The sequence below is a fragment of the Glutamicibacter sp. AOP38-B1-38 genome (assembly GCF_052377485.1).
Classification (GTDB): Bacteria; Actinomycetota; Actinomycetes; order Actinomycetales; family Micrococcaceae; genus Glutamicibacter.
Genome location: NZ_JBQSWU010000012.1, coordinates 120319 through 133937 on the forward strand (window position 1 = coordinate 120319; position 13619 = coordinate 133937).

General features: G+C 59.0%; 15 protein-coding genes and 4 tRNA genes. 7 read left to right on the plus strand and 12 right to left on the minus strand.

Annotation, left to right across the window (positions count from 1 at the left end):
• Positions 1–171 precede the first annotated feature (171 nt).
• Entirely contained in the window at positions 172–2556 is a 2385-nt protein-coding gene (locus tag ACT3TP_RS09095; RefSeq protein WP_444620441.1) for a glycoside hydrolase family 3 N-terminal domain-containing protein, read from the plus strand.
• Between the two features lie 98 nt (positions 2557–2654).
• Here ACT3TP_RS09095 and pyrE read toward each other — a convergent pair whose 3' ends face one another.
• Positions 2655–3212: an orotate phosphoribosyltransferase gene (gene pyrE, locus ACT3TP_RS09100; RefSeq protein WP_444617680.1), complete on the minus strand. Its 558-nt coding sequence runs from the start codon at positions 3210–3212 to the stop codon at positions 2655–2657.
• 235 nt (positions 3213–3447) lie between these two features.
• Between pyrE and ACT3TP_RS09105 the strand changes: the two genes are divergently transcribed.
• Together ACT3TP_RS09105 and nadE are read left to right on the plus strand one after the other, a co-directional pair.
• Positions 3448–3882 carry a MarR family winged helix-turn-helix transcriptional regulator gene (locus ACT3TP_RS09105; RefSeq protein WP_096285805.1) on the plus strand — a complete coding sequence of 145 codons (435 nt, stop codon included), beginning with the start codon at positions 3448–3450 and terminating at the stop codon, positions 3880–3882.
• A gap of 93 nt (positions 3883–3975) precedes the next feature.
• Positions 3976–4800 (plus strand): ammonia-dependent NAD(+) synthetase, encoded by an 825-nt coding sequence (gene nadE / locus ACT3TP_RS09110; RefSeq protein WP_444620442.1) that lies wholly within the window; start codon positions 3976–3978, stop codon positions 4798–4800.
• A 4-nt stretch (positions 4801–4804) separates the two neighbouring features.
• On the opposite strand, the gene ACT3TP_RS09115 is transcribed toward nadE, so the two are convergent.
• The 4 genes from ACT3TP_RS09115 to ACT3TP_RS09130 all read right to left on the minus strand — a co-directional run bounded on the left by ACT3TP_RS09115 (position 4805) and on the right by ACT3TP_RS09130 (position 7000).
• Complete coding sequence (locus ACT3TP_RS09115; protein ID WP_444620443.1) at positions 4805–5104, minus strand: winged helix-turn-helix domain-containing protein; 300 nt, start codon at positions 5102–5104, stop codon at positions 4805–4807.
• Positions 5101–5538: a hypothetical protein gene (locus tag ACT3TP_RS09120; RefSeq protein ID WP_444620444.1), complete on the minus strand. Its 438-nt coding sequence runs from the start codon at positions 5536–5538 to the stop codon at positions 5101–5103. Before ACT3TP_RS09120 ends, ACT3TP_RS09115 begins: the two co-directional genes overlap by 4 nt.
• Positions 5535–5732, minus strand: coding sequence for a hypothetical protein (locus tag ACT3TP_RS09125; protein WP_444620445.1), 198 nt, complete (start codon positions 5730–5732; stop codon positions 5535–5537). The genes ACT3TP_RS09120 and ACT3TP_RS09125 overlap by 4 nt, the downstream gene beginning before the upstream one ends.
• Before the next feature lie 125 nt (positions 5733–5857).
• A complete protein-coding gene (locus tag ACT3TP_RS09130; protein WP_404288696.1) occupies positions 5858–7000 on the minus strand; it encodes an acyl-CoA dehydrogenase family protein in 1143 nt (380 codons plus the stop codon).
• A gap of 71 nt (positions 7001–7071) precedes the next feature.
• Between ACT3TP_RS09130 and ACT3TP_RS09135 the strand changes: the two genes are divergently transcribed.
• Positions 7072–7575 carry a MarR family winged helix-turn-helix transcriptional regulator gene (locus ACT3TP_RS09135; protein WP_096286035.1) on the plus strand — a complete coding sequence of 168 codons (504 nt, stop codon included), beginning with the start codon at positions 7072–7074 and terminating at the stop codon, positions 7573–7575.
• Here the strand turns inward: ACT3TP_RS09135 and mmsB are convergent.
• Both mmsB and ACT3TP_RS09145 read right to left on the minus strand, forming a co-directional pair.
• Positions 7570–8466 (minus strand): 3-hydroxyisobutyrate dehydrogenase, encoded by an 897-nt coding sequence (mmsB, locus tag ACT3TP_RS09140; RefSeq protein WP_444620446.1) that lies wholly within the window; start codon positions 8464–8466, stop codon positions 7570–7572. The genes ACT3TP_RS09135 and mmsB overlap by 6 nt on opposite strands.
• Positions 8463–9515, minus strand: coding sequence for a 3-hydroxyisobutyryl-CoA hydrolase (locus tag ACT3TP_RS09145; protein ID WP_444617820.1), 1053 nt, complete (start codon positions 9513–9515; stop codon positions 8463–8465). The genes mmsB and ACT3TP_RS09145 overlap by 4 nt, the downstream gene beginning before the upstream one ends.
• A 105-nt stretch (positions 9516–9620) precedes the next feature.
• On the opposite strand from ACT3TP_RS09145, the gene ACT3TP_RS09150 reads away from it, so the two are divergent.
• Both ACT3TP_RS09150 and ACT3TP_RS09155 read left to right on the plus strand, forming a co-directional pair.
• On the plus strand, positions 9621–10421 hold the full coding sequence (locus ACT3TP_RS09150; RefSeq protein ID WP_444617822.1) for an exodeoxyribonuclease III: 801 nt from the start codon (positions 9621–9623) through the stop codon (positions 10419–10421).
• 2 nt (positions 10422–10423) lie between these two features.
• A complete protein-coding gene (locus tag ACT3TP_RS09155) occupies positions 10424–11278 on the plus strand; it encodes a hypothetical protein (protein ID WP_444620447.1) in 855 nt (284 codons plus the stop codon).
• Between the two features lie 77 nt (positions 11279–11355).
• On the opposite strand, the gene ACT3TP_RS09160 is transcribed toward ACT3TP_RS09155, so the two are convergent.
• From ACT3TP_RS09160 to ACT3TP_RS09175, 4 genes are all read right to left on the minus strand, one after another.
• Positions 11356–11432: transfer RNA gene (locus tag ACT3TP_RS09160), tRNA-Asp, on the minus strand.
• A 60-nt stretch (positions 11433–11492) separates the two neighbouring features.
• Positions 11493–11565 (minus strand) — tRNA-Phe (locus ACT3TP_RS09165).
• A gap of 49 nt (positions 11566–11614) precedes the next feature.
• Positions 11615–11688: transfer RNA gene (locus tag ACT3TP_RS09170), tRNA-Asp, on the minus strand.
• A gap of 56 nt (positions 11689–11744) precedes the next feature.
• A tRNA-Glu gene (locus ACT3TP_RS09175) sits at positions 11745–11817 on the minus strand.
• Positions 11818–11963: 146 nt separating this feature from the next.
• Here ACT3TP_RS09175 and ACT3TP_RS09180 point away from each other — a divergent pair.
• Complete coding sequence (locus tag ACT3TP_RS09180; RefSeq protein ID WP_444620448.1) at positions 11964–12323, plus strand: metallopeptidase family protein; 360 nt, start codon at positions 11964–11966, stop codon at positions 12321–12323.
• An 881-nt stretch (positions 12324–13204) separates the two neighbouring features.
• Here ACT3TP_RS09180 and ACT3TP_RS09185 read toward each other — a convergent pair.
• A complete protein-coding gene (locus ACT3TP_RS09185; protein ID WP_444616745.1) occupies positions 13205–13330 on the minus strand; it encodes a hypothetical protein in 126 nt (41 codons plus the stop codon).
• Positions 13331–13619: the final 289 nt, after the last annotated feature.

Genomic DNA, 13619 nt, shown 5'->3' on the forward strand with positions numbered 1-13619 from the left:
CTGCAGGGGATTTTTGGCATCCGGGCCTGCAAGGCACTTTCCTGCAACCCGGCAATTTATGGCAACCGCTTCGAACTTCACTATGCGCCAAGTCACAGTAGAAGTGATTTGGAATATCCGCACAGCTCAGGGATTCCAACCATCACTCGCAACCCACCAATGGAGACACCGATGTCCCGAAAGAATTCAGCGCTCGCGATGCGCAGCCGCATCGCGGCGGCAATAGTCATTCCCCTGGCCCTTACGCTGGCCGCCCCGGCAGCCGGCGCCATGCCCGGCAACCGCAACGAGCCAGCTGCCGCGGAACTCCCTACCGCGGCGAAATCCACCGAGGGAAACCACGGCAAACCGCCAACGCTTGAAGCACGCGTCAAGGACACCATCAAGCACAAGGGCCGCAGCTTCAAGGATCTGAACGCCAACGGCAAGCTCGATACCTATGAAGACTGGCGCAAGCCAGCGGAGGAACGCGCCGCGGATCTGGTCTCGCAGATGACCTTGGACGAGAAGTCCGGACTGATGCTGATCGATACGCTGAACGCCGCCTGCGACGTCGAAACGCAAACCCGCGGCACGCTGGATCCAAAGGCCAGCGACTACGTGAACAACCAGAAGATGCACCGCTTCGTCTTCCGCAACACGGTGACCAGCGAGGACAAAGCAGTCTGCGGCGACAGCGAAGGCGGCTTCCGGGCCAGCACCTCGCTGACTCCGCAGGAAGCGGCCAAATACATGAACACCGTCCAGGAGCTCGGCGAGGGAACTCGCCTGGGCATCCCGATGCTGTTCAAGTCCAACGCGCGCAACCACATCGACCCGGATGCCCGGGCAGGAATCAACGAGTCCGCCGGCGCCTTCACCGCTTTCCCCAAGGAGGCGGGCTTGGCGGCCGCGGCCCTGGGCGAAGAGGCACTGCGCACCGGGCAGGAGCCGACCACCGGAGACATGTCCATCATCGACGACTTCACCGGAGTCATGGGCGACGAATGGGCCTCCATCGGGCTGCGCGGAATGTACGGCTACATGGCGGACCTGTCCACCGAACCACGCTGGTACCGTGCCCACGAGACCTTCACCGAGGACGCTGAGCTCAACTCGAACATCATGAGCTCGCTCGTCCAGGGCCTGCAGGGGCCAACGGACCAAGAAGGCGTCTCGTTGAACCCGGACAGCCCGGTCGCGCTGACCATGAAGCACTTCCCCGGCGGCGGGCCGCAGGAACTGGGCCTGGATGCGCACTATTCCTTCGGCAAGACCCAGGTCTACCCAGGTGATGGCTTCGGCTACCACCTCAAGCCTTTCGAAGCAGCCATCAATGCCGGCGTTTCCTCAATCATGCCCTACTACGGGGCACCAATGGAGGTCACCTACAACGGCGTCGAATACGACTCGACCGGCATGGCCTTCTCCAAACAGATCGTCAATGACCTGCTGCGCGACGAGCTGGGCTTCGCCGGATACGTCAACTCTGACACCGGGATCATCAACGACCGCGCCTGGGGCTTAGAAGACCAGAGCGTCCCGGAGCGGGTCGCCGCCGCGGTCAACGGGGGAACCGACACCCTTTCGGGCTTCCACGACGTCAAGACAATCACCGATCTGGTCGACTCGGGACTGCTCACCGAAGAACGCATCGATTTGGCAGCTACGCGGCTGACCACCCCGATGTTCCAGATGGGCCTGTTTGAGAACCCCTATGTCGAGGTCGAATCCGCCGGCAAGATCGTTGGCAGCGAGGCGAACCGCGAGGTAGGACTGGATTTGCAGCGCAAATCGGCGGTATTGCTGCAGAACAAGGAAACTCCAGACGGGGAGAAGGTCCTTCCGCTGAAGCCGAACTCGGATGTCTACATCCTGGGTGACTTCACCGAGGAAAAGGTCGCCAGCTACGGCTACGACGTCACCAACGGCAACACCGAAGATCCGGCCGCGCGTCCAAGCGCCGAAGACAGCGACTACGCGCTGATCTCGGTGACCGTGAACAACAAAAACACCAGCGCCTACAAGTCCAACGATCCGGAAACCGGGATGAACCCCGAGCACCTCAGCTCGATCATCATGGACGGCGTCGCTGGGCTCGACGGCAACAGTCCGTTTGGCGCCGCGGATGCCTGCATGACCCAAGATGCCGAGAGCTGCACGGACGACGGCCTGGTCTTCGGCGGCTCGCTGCCATGGGAGTCCAGCGTCCTTGACTTCACCGGTATGTCCGAATCGCAGTCGTGGGAAATCAGCCCCTCGCTGGACACCATCAAAGAGGTCATGAACGAGGTAGAGGACCCGAGCAAGGTTGTCATGCACGTGTACTTCCGCCAGCCATTCGTCATGGATGAGGCCAGCGGAATGCGCGATGCGGGCGCCATCGTGGCAGGATTCGGCATGAGCGACACCGCGCTGATGGACGTGCTCTCCGGAAAGGTGGCACCGCAGGGTCGCATGCCGTTCGCGCTGGCCGGCACCGCCGAGGCCATCCGCGAGCAGTACAGCGACCTGCCAGGTTATGCGGAAACCACCGATGGTGAGCTCTACCCCTTCGGCTACGGTTTGACGTACTAGCAAGCCACGGCTTAGGAACCGCAGCTCAATAAAAACTGGCCCGGATGGGGCGGATCAAAAATCCGTCCCATCCGGGCCAGTTCTTATTGCGTATGTAGTTACAGGCCCAGCTCGGTCTTGCCATAGGCGAACAAGTACGGAACGCCAGCTTCGGCCTCGATGCGCTCCTTGGCGCCGGTGTCGCGGTCAACGATCACGGCGACGGCAATGACGTTGCCGCCGGCCTTGCGCACGCCTTCAACGGCAGTCAGAGCGGAACCACCGGTAGTTGAGGTATCTTCCAGAACGATCACGTTCTTGCCTTCGACACTCGGCCCTTCAACCTGACGTCCCATTCCATAGGACTTCTGCGCCTTGCGCACCACGAATGCGTCAAGGCTACGGCCCCGAGTTCGCGCGGTATGCATGATTGCGGTACCCACCGGGTCTGCGCCCATGGTCAAACCGCCAACATTGGTGAATTCAAGCTTTGCCTCGTCCAGCAGATCGAGCATGACCTCGCCGATGAGTCCGGAAGCTTCCTGCTGCAAGGAGACCCGGCGCAGATCGATATAGTAATCCGCTTCCTTGCCGGAGGAAAGAGTGACCTTGCCACGCACGATGGCAAGTTCTTGGATCAGTTCTTTAAGCCGCTCACGGGCGTTGGTTTCGCTCATAGGCACAATTCTAATCGCCACAACCGAGTGGCCGTTGCAAGGAATGCCCTGTATGACAGCTATTTCTCGGTGCAATCCAGCCCCAAGACGCGGTACTCCGGGAACAGTCCCTCGCAGCCGTGCATCGTTACCTGATCAGGGCCCGGTGACGGATCGGTGGAACCGCGATTGAGCTGGCCGTACTTGTTTATTTTAGCCCCTAGCCCCAGCCGTAACTCCCGGCTAGGGTGGGATCATGAATGCGACTCGCCCCTTGGGTTTCTGGTTAAAATTGGTGGATTCGCTGATCGACGAGCAGTTTGCAGCGACCTTGGAAGAACACGGTGTCACGCGCCGGCAATGGCAGGTGCTGAACCTGCTCGAGCAGAATCCTGCGTCGGAAGCCGAGCTCACCACGGGCCTCTCACCGTTTTTTGCCTCGCCCGATGAACCTCAGTCCGTCACCGAACACCTGGCAGAGCTCGTGGAATCCGGGTGGATTTCGCGCCAAGGCGGTGAGTATCTGATCACCGAACGCGGACATGTGTCACTGGTGAAGCTCAGCGAACTGGTCGAACGAATCCGCACCCAGTGCGGCGAGGGGCTCACCCCGGAGGCATATTCCACCACGGTGAGTTCCCTGGAACAGATGGCCAAGAACTTTGGCTGGGCCGAGGCTGAAACCGAGTAGCCTGCCGGGTGGAATGTTGAAAACAGATTAACTTTCCGCCCCGAACAGCGGTATTTGGCCGCTGCGCCCATTCTCATGCCTAGTATTGGATGCATGCGCGAACTGCAAGCAGAGATCATCGAAGAACTTGGCGTCAAGCCACAAATCATTCCGGCACAGGAGATCCACCAGCGCGTGGGGTTCCTGAAGGACTACCTCGGTGCAACCGGAGCCAAGGGTTTCGTGCTGGGAATTTCCGGCGGCATCGATTCCACCTTGGCCGGAAGGCTTGCGCAACTGGCGGTCCAAGAGGTCCGTGACGCCGGCGGCGACGCGCACTTTGTCGCGGTCCGCCTGCCCCATGGGGTGCAGAGCGACGCCGATGACGCGGCGAAGGCCATGGCGTTCATCGGCGCCGACGAGGAGTTTGAAGTAAATATCGAAATGCCCGTCAAGGCTCTGGATGAAGCGCTGGACAACGCGGGCCACCCACGCATCAGCGACTTCAACCGCGGTAACGCGAAGGCCCGAATGCGCATGATCGTGCAATACGCCATGGCCGGCGATCGCCGCATGCTGGTCCTCGGAACCGATCATGCAGCCGAATCGGTCACCGGATTCTTCACCAAGTTCGGAGATGGTGGCGCGGACCTTTTGCCTCTCGCCGGGTTGAATAAACGCCAGAACCAAGCCTTGCTGCGAGAATTGGGTGCTCCAGAGCTCCTCTGGGCCAAGGAACCAACCGCGGACCTATTAGATGGCCAGCCGCAGCGGACTGATGAGGACGAGCTGGGGCTGAGCTACTCGCAGATTGATGACTACCTCGAAGGCCGGGAAGTCGATACTTCCGCGGCCCAGACCATCGAGTCCCGCTTCATCGCTTCGCGCCATAAGCGTACGGTTCCCGCCACTTACCTCGATACCTGGTGGCGCAGTTAGCGGTTTATAGACCGCTTGTAATCGTGCGCAACGCCTGAATATGTTCATTGAGGCTGCTGCGTCCATGCTCAGAGAGCTTCACCCAGGTGCGTGGCCGCTTGCCAACGAATCCTTTGCGCACATTCAGGTACTTCTTGGCCTCGAGTGCCGAGATGTGTCGAGAGAGAACCGAGTCAGACACCCCGAGGGTTTCGCGCAGGGTTTTGAAGTCAATCTCATCAACTCCCTGTAGCGCTGCCATCAATGACAGTCGAACCGGGTTGGTGAAGTCGTCATTCATCTGGTTTCGTGGATGTTCGCTCATCGTGCCAACATCCTGAATCCGCCGATCAGCAGCGGCAGGGCGACTGCAAGGCCGAGCAGCACGGTGGCGATAAATGGCATTGGGGTGGTAATTAGCGTCAGCGTCAACGCATAGATCCCTATGCTCAAGAACAGGCTCAACAGGTACTTTTTACTAAAGCCGTGGGGCAGCACCCGGCATACCTTGAGATACCCCAGGCTCAGCCCAATCATTGCTAGCATCGCCGCCCCGGTGAGCACAAAGAATGCGGGTAGGCCTTGCTCTGGATTGAAAATGTGAAGCAAGGAGTGCAGCGCACCAAGCACAACCCCGAGCATGATGCAGGTCAGGCCTAGCTGCCGAGCACCGCGCGCAGTTACTGAAGTCATTGAACGTTGCGCATTTTCCAGCGCAGCGAGCTGGTCGCCCGGAGTGAATTCTGGTTCGCGGATCATGAGGCGACCTTCCGGGAATTTTTCTGGTGCTGGTAATAGGAACTAATCGACGCCCCGATGGCGGCGAAGCCGGAGATCCCCGCGATGACCATAGCTGGAGCGTCTTTCAAGAAGCCAGCCAGTGCAAGCGTCAGGCACAACGCCACCAAGGTGATCTGTGCGGCGACGAACCAGAATTTCATTGAAGTGAACATCTTGTTTCTCCTTGCGTAGGTGCGGCGTGCCGATGAACATAGCCTAACAAGTACTTTCTACTTTGGAAAGTACTTTCAGCAAAGTAGTTCAGTGGCAACCGGCCGCCTACGCACGGGAATGGCTTCTAGACGAAAGCGCTCACTCCGGTCAGCGCTCGTCCAACAATCAAGGAATTAATCTCATAGGTGCCCTCGTAAGTGTGAAGGATTTCAACATCACAAAAGAATTTAGCCATCTCATGGTCGGTCACCACGCCATTTCCACCAAGCAGTGCACGGCCCAATGAGACCGCTTGGCGCGCGAGCCTCGTGGCCGTGGATTTGGCCAGCGCCGCATCAACCATTTCCAGTTCGCCGCGTTCTTGCTTGCGCGCAATGTCCATCATCATCGAAAGGCAGGCAGTTGCGTTGCCGGCGATCTCCGCCAAGGATTGCTGCACCAGCTGAAAGGCCGCAATGGGTTGGCCAAATTGCTGACGCTCCTTGGCGTAGGCGGTACAGATATCTAGGGTTGCCACCATCGCGCCGACCGCTTGCCACCCAACCCAGGCGCGAGACTGCATGAGCAGCGCATTCGCCGAAGCGAAGTCGACCGCTCCAGGGAGCTTATTCTTCAAGGGAATGCGGACATTCTCCATAGAAATATCCGCATTCTGCATAATGCGCAGGCCGATCTTATTTTCGATCTTGGTTGCGCTGTAGCCCGGGCGGTCGCTTTCCACCAGAAAGGCCCCCACCTCGCCACTCTCGGGACACTTTGCCCAAATTAACGCAAAATCAGCGATGGTTCCCATGCCGATCCAACGCTTGGCACCGTTGATCACGTATTCGTCACCCTCGCGGTTCACTGTGGTGTGAATACCTCCAGCAATATCCGAACCATGGTCGGGCTCGGTCAAGGCAAAGGCGCCAAAAGCTTGGAACTTAGTGAGCTTTGGAAGCCAGGATTCACGTTGCTCATCTGACCCGAGCGCATCGATCATACCCACAATGAGCTCATTATGAATGCCGACAATAGATGAAAGGGATACGTCGGATCTCGCGATCTCCGCGTGGAGCAATCCGCGTAGCAGATGCGAGGATCCATCTAATTGGATTCCCGCCAGACCGGCATCTGCCAACTCCTGAACGAGCCCTGGGGGAAATTCCTCTCGATTCCAGAATTCAATCGATTGCCGGCGGATGCGTGTCTGCAAGAATTCACGCACCTGCTCTAGTCGTGTCCGATCGGCCTCGTGCAGTTGGTGTGCCACACCCAATAGGTCCATCCGATTTCTCCTTCCAAACCCTTGGAAGTCCAAGTATATTGTTGGACTAAGACTTCCATAGGGGGTAAATGTTGAATTCTCCATTGCCGCGCGATCCGATTGCTCAGGCACGCGAACAGTGGGTTGCCCATGGCTGGGCATCCGAAGCCAACGCCATGGCCGCAATCACCGCGGTGATGCGCACCGCGTCGATTTTCCTGCAGCGAGCCGATGCGATTCTCAAACCGCACGGGCTCACCTTTGCGCGTTTCGAAGTGCTCGCCTTGCTTGGGTTCTCCAAGCGCGGTTCGCTCCCGATGAGTCACGCAAGTGAGCTGCTTCAGGTTCATGCTACGAGCTTGACCAACTCGGTGGACCGGCTAGAGGCCACCGGGCTGGTGCAACGAGTTGCGCACCCTACCGATGGGCGAACCAGGCTCCTGGAACTCACGGCCCAAGGCCTGGAGGTGCTCGATGCCGCCCGAACTGATTTAAACGAACAGCTCTTCGCCCAAAGCGATTTGGAAGCCAAAGACGCGACAGATCTATTCGAGATCCTCTCTCGTTTCCGCCGCGCCTCGGGCGACTTCCTATAACGAACCGTCTCGAATCGCATTGATGACCCCGGAAAAGTCGGTGCCTGCATTTCCCTCATCGCTGAACTTCCGATACAGCGCGGCCGCGAGACTGCCTAGCTGCGCATCGGTCTGCGTCTGTTCCAATGCGCTGGAGGCCAAACCGAGGTCCTTGGCCATTAACGCGGCAGCAAATCCAGGCTGATATTCCCGGTTGGCCGGCGAGCTAGGGACGGGGCCCGGGACCGGACAATTTGTTGTCACCGCCCAGCACTGCCCCGAAGCCGAGGAAATCACGTCGAATAGGGCCTGGTGCTCTAGGCCCAAACGCTCGCCTAAGACGAAGGCTTCCGCCGCGCCGAGCATGGAGATGCCCAAAAGCATATTGTTGCAAACCTTGGCCGCTTGCCCCGCCCCATGCCCACCGCAATGCACGACCCGCTTGCCCATGATTTCGAGCACCGGGTTGATCTGCGCCAGGTCGGCTTCATCGGCGCCGAGCATAAATGTCAGGGTTCCCGCTTCCGCGCCAACTACACCACCGGAAACTGGAGCATCGGCACTTCGATGACCGGCCGCCACCGCGAGCTGGGCGGCTTCGCGCGCCTGTGCCACATCGATTGTCGAGCACTCCAAGAACAAGGTGTCCGTCTTGGCCGCCCCAAGCAGGTAGTCCCGGTAGGCATCCAGTACATGCTGCCCGGTGGGGAACATGGTGAGCACGACATCCACGTCGCTTGCGGCTTCGGTGCCGGTAACCACAGTTTCGATTCCGGCCGCGGCGGCCGCTTCAAGAGCGGCAGGCACCACATCAAAAGCCTTGAGGCGATACCCCGCACGGTGCAAGTTGATGGCCATGGGAAGCCCCATATGGCCCAGTCCCAAGAATCCTATGATTGGTTTTCCGCTCATCTTCCACTCTTTTCTCGTAACCCCTGCTCCAACAGTGCAAAATTCAATTCCGCTCCAGGCAATGGTGCGAAATGTCGTGCCGTTCGCTGTTCGCGGGTCAAATTACCCACTCGTTCATGCCACTGGGGGTTGCGATCTTTGTCGATCACCGCGGCCCGGATTCCTTCGGCGAAGTCCGGGTCATCCAGTCGGTTAACCGCGACCCTGAACTCGCGACGCAGATCCTCGCGCAGGTCCTTCCCGGCACTGGCCAACAAATCATCGACGAGCCGCACCGAACTAGGGCAGGCGGCTCGGAGCGCCTTGGAGACAAAGCTGGCCTGTGCGTCCGCGCAAGCGTCGAGCGCGGCGAGAATCGCCGGGATACTTGGTTCGGCGAAGGCCTGAACCCAATCCTCGTCCAGTATTCCCTGCTCGGCGGTGCTCGTAAATCGCGTAATCACCTGATCGGCTTCGAGAGTCTCCAACTCGGTCAGCAGTTGCGGCAAGCTCGCCTGCGCCACGTAGTCGTCTGCCAGCCCCAAGGCAATGGTGTCTGCCGCGTGGAATCTCATCCCGGTTAGTGCCGCTAGGCGTCCCGCGGCTTTTGCACCCTTGGCCAGCAGGTGGGTACCTCCCACATCTGGGAAGAAACCGATTCCCACCTCTGGCATGCCGCAGCGGCTGGTCTCGGTCACGATGCGATGGCTGCCGTGGGCGGAAACCCCAATCCCGCCGCCAAGCACTATGCCGTCCATCAACGCCACGAACGGTTTCGGATACTCGTCAATGAGTACATTAAGTTGATACTCGATACGCCAGAACTCTTCGGTGGACCCATCTCGGTCCAAGATATCCCGGTAGATCGCCACAATATCGCCCCCTGCGCACAGGCCTCGCTCCCCCGCTCCGGTGATCGCGACCTGTCGCACCGCTGGATCATCACGCCATTCAAGCAACGCGTAGAGCATGCCCCGGCACATCTGCGTAGTGAGCGCATTGAGCGCTTTGGGCCTATTGAGAGTGATGAGTCCCAAATGCCCCCGGCGCTCGGTCAGAATGTCGGTCAAAATACCCACCCCTCGGTGATCGCTGTCACAGTTCATTCTCGAATATACTCGGACTTCCAAGTAAATTGAAGTGGCGCATGACAGCAAACTTGATAGGTTGAACTAGTGAAGATAGCGACCTGGAATGTGAACTCCCTGCGCGCCCGGGCTGACCGCGTCGAAGACTGGCTGCGCCGTACCGACGTTGATGTCCTGGCAATTCAGGAAACAAAATGCAAAGACGACAATTTCCCCTGGGAACTTTTCGAGAACAACGACTACGAGGTGGCGCATTTTGGCGTCAACCAGTGGAATGGCGTGGCAATCGCCTCCCGTGTGGGGCTGGATGACGTCCAGCGCACGTTCCCGAATCAGCCAGAGTTCGGCAAGGGCGGGAAAGACCCGATCCAAGAACCCCGAGCCATCGCGGCCACCTGCGGCGGGGTTCGCATCTGGAGCCTCTATGTGCCCAACGGCCGGGCCCTGGATGACGAGCACATGGGCTACAAGCTCAACTGGCTCGACGAATTGAAGAAAAATTCGGTCGAATGGCTCGACGCAGATCCACAAGCTCAAATTGCACTGCTCGGCGACTGGAACATCGCGCCGAAAGACGAGGACGTCTGGGATATCCAGTTCTTCTTGGACAACCAGCTCACCCACGTCTCGGCCCCCGAGCGTGCCGCCTTTGGCGGATTCGAAGACGCCGGTTTCACCGACGTAGTTCGCCCACACACCGAGGGCGCCTACACCTACTGGGACTACACACAGCTGCGCTTTCCGAAAGGCGAGGGCATGCGGATCGATTTTGCGTTGACCTCCCCCGCACTAACCGAACGGGTCACTACCGCGAGCATCGACCGCGAGGAACGCAAGGGCAAGGGCGCTAGCGATCATGCTCCGGTTATCGTGGAGTTGGACGACTGACCATGACCAGAAAATTGACTGGGCCACTGGCAGAGCTTACGGCAGCTACCGCGCATTTGCGCGTCTATGAACCGTTGGACGCTTTCGAGGATTGGGCCCAGTCAATTATCCTGCGCACCGGGCAGCGTAGCGCAAGCCATTGGGACAACTTCGAGAACGAACGGCTCTGGGAACGCACGCTGCGCCCCATCTCGGACCCCTTCCCGCACCATGAAGCAGAGCATTTTCGCTCGCTGAAGATCCTTGACTACGAGGGCAACGAGCACACCCGATACTGTCCCGGCCAGCTGCAGGCGCGCAGCCTGCTGGCCGCAGAACAGGCCGAGGAGGCCATCCGGACCGAGGTTCTGGACCTCCTGGTGCCTCCCGCAGCACGTAGCGCGAATGCCGAGCGTGTTAATCCCGATCGGCTAGCAGCAGATCTCACACACCTGCATACCCGCACTTCCACCTGGGGTATACCGCTGAGCTGGTTTGCGCTCTTCCGGGAAGATGACGAGTACGAACAGGTTCATGTTGATGACCGGTTGCTCACAGTGCGGCTCATAGTACCCTTCGATCAGGCGGTAGAACGCCTCTCTTGGGCAGTGCAAACGCTCGTGACCTATGCACCTCAGGCACCGTTGTTTGAGGAGCTTGGCGCGCTCGGCAGCTGGCTTGAATCCTTCGATAGCCGCTCGGTGATCGAATTGGACTACGGGATGCTTGCCGAGATCGTGTGGCCAGATGAATCCGCCAACGACCTCATGCACGGAATCCAAGCAATCGAAGACGGAGATCTGCCCACGGCGGCGGCGGCCTATCGACGGCTGACGAACCGCTGGCTGGGTCCGCGGCATCTGGGCCGGGCCAACTAAATTCTGTCCAGGACGGCCGAATCAAAAAGTATTTCGTTAACGCAAAAAGCTCCGGTTGAAACCGGAGCTTTTCATTTTGGCGACCCTGACGGGACTTGAACCCGCGACCTCCGCCGTGACAGGGCGGCGCGCTAACCAACTGCGCTACAGGGCCATGAGTTTTGAATCTAACTTCAAACCACATGGCAAAGCCCTCGGTATACCGAGGGCTGCGTGGCTCCGACCGGCGTCGATCCGGTGACCTTTCGATTTTCAGTCGAACGCTCTACCAACTGAGCTACAGAGCCTGGCACCACTGAGTGGACACCAGATTTATTGCCTAAACAATAAACCGAGCGACCCTGACGGGACTTGAACCCGCGACCTCCGCCGTGACAGGGCGGCGCGCTAACCAACTGCGCTACAGGGCCTTGCTTTCGCAAGCCAATGGATTTCTCCATCTGACAACCAACGAATTGGCTGTTTGTACCCCCAACGGGATTCGAACCCGTGCCGCTGCCGTGAAAGGGCAGTGTCCTAGGCCGCTAGACGATGGGGGCCTATATCTGCTGCGGTTTCTTTCGTCTCCGCTGCGGACTTCAATAACTATACGTGGCCTTTTTGCCATTTGCAAAACCGGCATCCGGAGAACTTTTAGGGGACGCAAATCGACGGCGAACAGTAGGCTTGAATCATGGACTTGGAGATGAGCGACGACGAATTTGACGAGCTGGTTCAGGCTGCCATCGACGGCATTCCCCAGTCGGCGATAACCATGATGGACAATGTTGTTTTCTTCATCGAGGACGAGTACGAGCCACTTCCCGGAGAAGCGAAAAACACCGACATTCTGGGGCTATACGAGGGTGTTGCGCTAACCGAGCGAGATCTTGACTGGGCTTCAGGGGCACTGCCTGATCGAATCACGATCTTCAAAAACCCGACCCTCAGGGCCTGCGAAACACGCGATGACGTCGTGCGGGAGGTTCGCATTACGGTCATGCACGAGGTGGCCCATCACTTCGGAATCGACGACGAAAAACTGCACGATTTGGGCTGGGGATAGCCCAAATCGGCAAAAACTAATATTGAGATGTGCGTCACGAAAAATACTCTTTATTTGATCTTAGTGCCGCTTCGCAGTTCCTCAGAAGGGAATGCGGTAGCCCAAATTCATTTCATCTTCCGGCGCCGGCAGAACGGCGGGACCTTTTGGAGCAAGCAGCAAAATCCCACTTCCAGGTCCGGGCCAGGCAGAACGCTCGGAGGTTCAACGTTCCCAAGCCGCCCGAAACCGGGCTCCAATTCTAGATTCGGCGCCATGAACAGTTCCCGCGCTCAGGGTCCCTCTGTGGCACAGCATTTGGCAGATGCACGCTACGCCAAGCACGGCGAGCGGGTCCTCTGGCATTAGGGCAGGTAGTCTGCGAAATGATCACTCGGGCCCACGTGCGCACCATTTCGAGCAGGGCCCCTGCGCATCGCGTAGAGAAATGAGAGCGTCCAAGGCTTACAACCACCAGAACGCCCCCGCCGCCACAGCGTCCGCTGCGAAATTCATTTCGACCCCGTCAAGCGGATCTCAACGACCGCCAGCGGCAAAGCCGGAGGAGCATGACTTCTCGCCGGCTTCTGATAGTCCGCTCTGGAAGACGATGGTGCCCAAAAGCTGAAATGGCACCGGCGTCGACAAGCACCCCTAGCTGGGACTCGGCGTCAGACTTGCTTCGGCAGCTACCTGTGCGGTGACCTCAACATCAATTGCCGCGCCGGGTAAGAGCGCCGGGACGCCGGTTCGGGCGAAGTTCTTCATGGTGACGCTCTCTCGCGTCGGTCGCCGGCCTGTTGGTCGACACACCGTTGGCTACCGCCGAGCACCTATCAGTCGCATTCCATTAGTTTTGCTATTCACGGCGCATGTTGAGCTTTCGGTCCCTGAAATGTCATTCACAGTTCCCCGCCTGAGGGGATCCCCCAGCAGTTCGAGTACTGTTCCGGGGTTGGCGGGAAATTCGAGGTCGCACGCGAGCCGTTCTGCTCGCCGATCGCCGCGGCCTTGGTGAGACGGCTCAAACGGTCCCGGACGGGAACTGTTTCTGAGAACTGGATGGCCGCATGTTCCCGGATGCCCCCTGCTACCGTTCGACAGGACCGCCTGCTAGGAAATGCTGGCAACAGCTGGTGGCCAGGGGCTTCGGATTCTTCGTCGGTGATGCCGTCGGTCCGGGATTCACATGAGGGCGTTCCTTGCACGGATTGCGCACGGTCGAGGCACCGAGGCCAGCGGCTGCAAAATGCCCGGGGACGTTAGCGCAGAGCTTTTTGGTGCATCGCGTGCTGCTTCATCCACAGCTTTTCGGAC

Excerpts from the sequence above, each read along its gene's own strand:
- ACT3TP_RS09115 (WP_444620443.1), bottom strand. The coding sequence starts at position 5,104 with ATGAGCGAACATCCACGAAACCAGATGAATGACGACTTCACCAACCCG.
- mmsB (WP_444620446.1), bottom strand. The coding sequence starts at position 8,466 with ATGAGCGGAAAACCAATCATAGGATTCTTGGGACTGGGCCATATGGGG.
- ACT3TP_RS09130 (WP_404288696.1), bottom strand. The coding sequence starts at position 7,000 with ATGGACCTATTGGGTGTGGCACACCAACTGCACGAGGCCGATCGGACA.
- ACT3TP_RS09180 (WP_444620448.1), top strand. The coding sequence starts at position 11,964 with ATGAGCGACGACGAATTTGACGAGCTGGTTCAGGCTGCCATCGACGGC.
- nadE (WP_444620442.1), top strand. The coding sequence starts at position 3,976 with ATGCGCGAACTGCAAGCAGAGATCATCGAAGAACTTGGCGTCAAGCCA.
- ACT3TP_RS09120 (WP_444620444.1), bottom strand. The coding sequence starts at position 5,538 with ATGATCCGCGAACCAGAATTCACTCCGGGCGACCAGCTCGCTGCGCTG.
- ACT3TP_RS09155 (WP_444620447.1), top strand. The coding sequence starts at position 10,424 with ATGACCAGAAAATTGACTGGGCCACTGGCAGAGCTTACGGCAGCTACC.
- pyrE (WP_444617680.1), bottom strand. The coding sequence starts at position 3,212 with ATGAGCGAAACCAACGCCCGTGAGCGGCTTAAAGAACTGATCCAAGAA.
- ACT3TP_RS09105 (WP_096285805.1), top strand. The coding sequence starts at position 3,448 with ATGAATGCGACTCGCCCCTTGGGTTTCTGGTTAAAATTGGTGGATTCG.
- ACT3TP_RS09125 (WP_444620445.1), bottom strand. The coding sequence starts at position 5,732 with ATGTTCACTTCAATGAAATTCTGGTTCGTCGCCGCACAGATCACCTTG.
- ACT3TP_RS09095 (WP_444620441.1), top strand. The coding sequence starts at position 172 with ATGTCCCGAAAGAATTCAGCGCTCGCGATGCGCAGCCGCATCGCGGCG.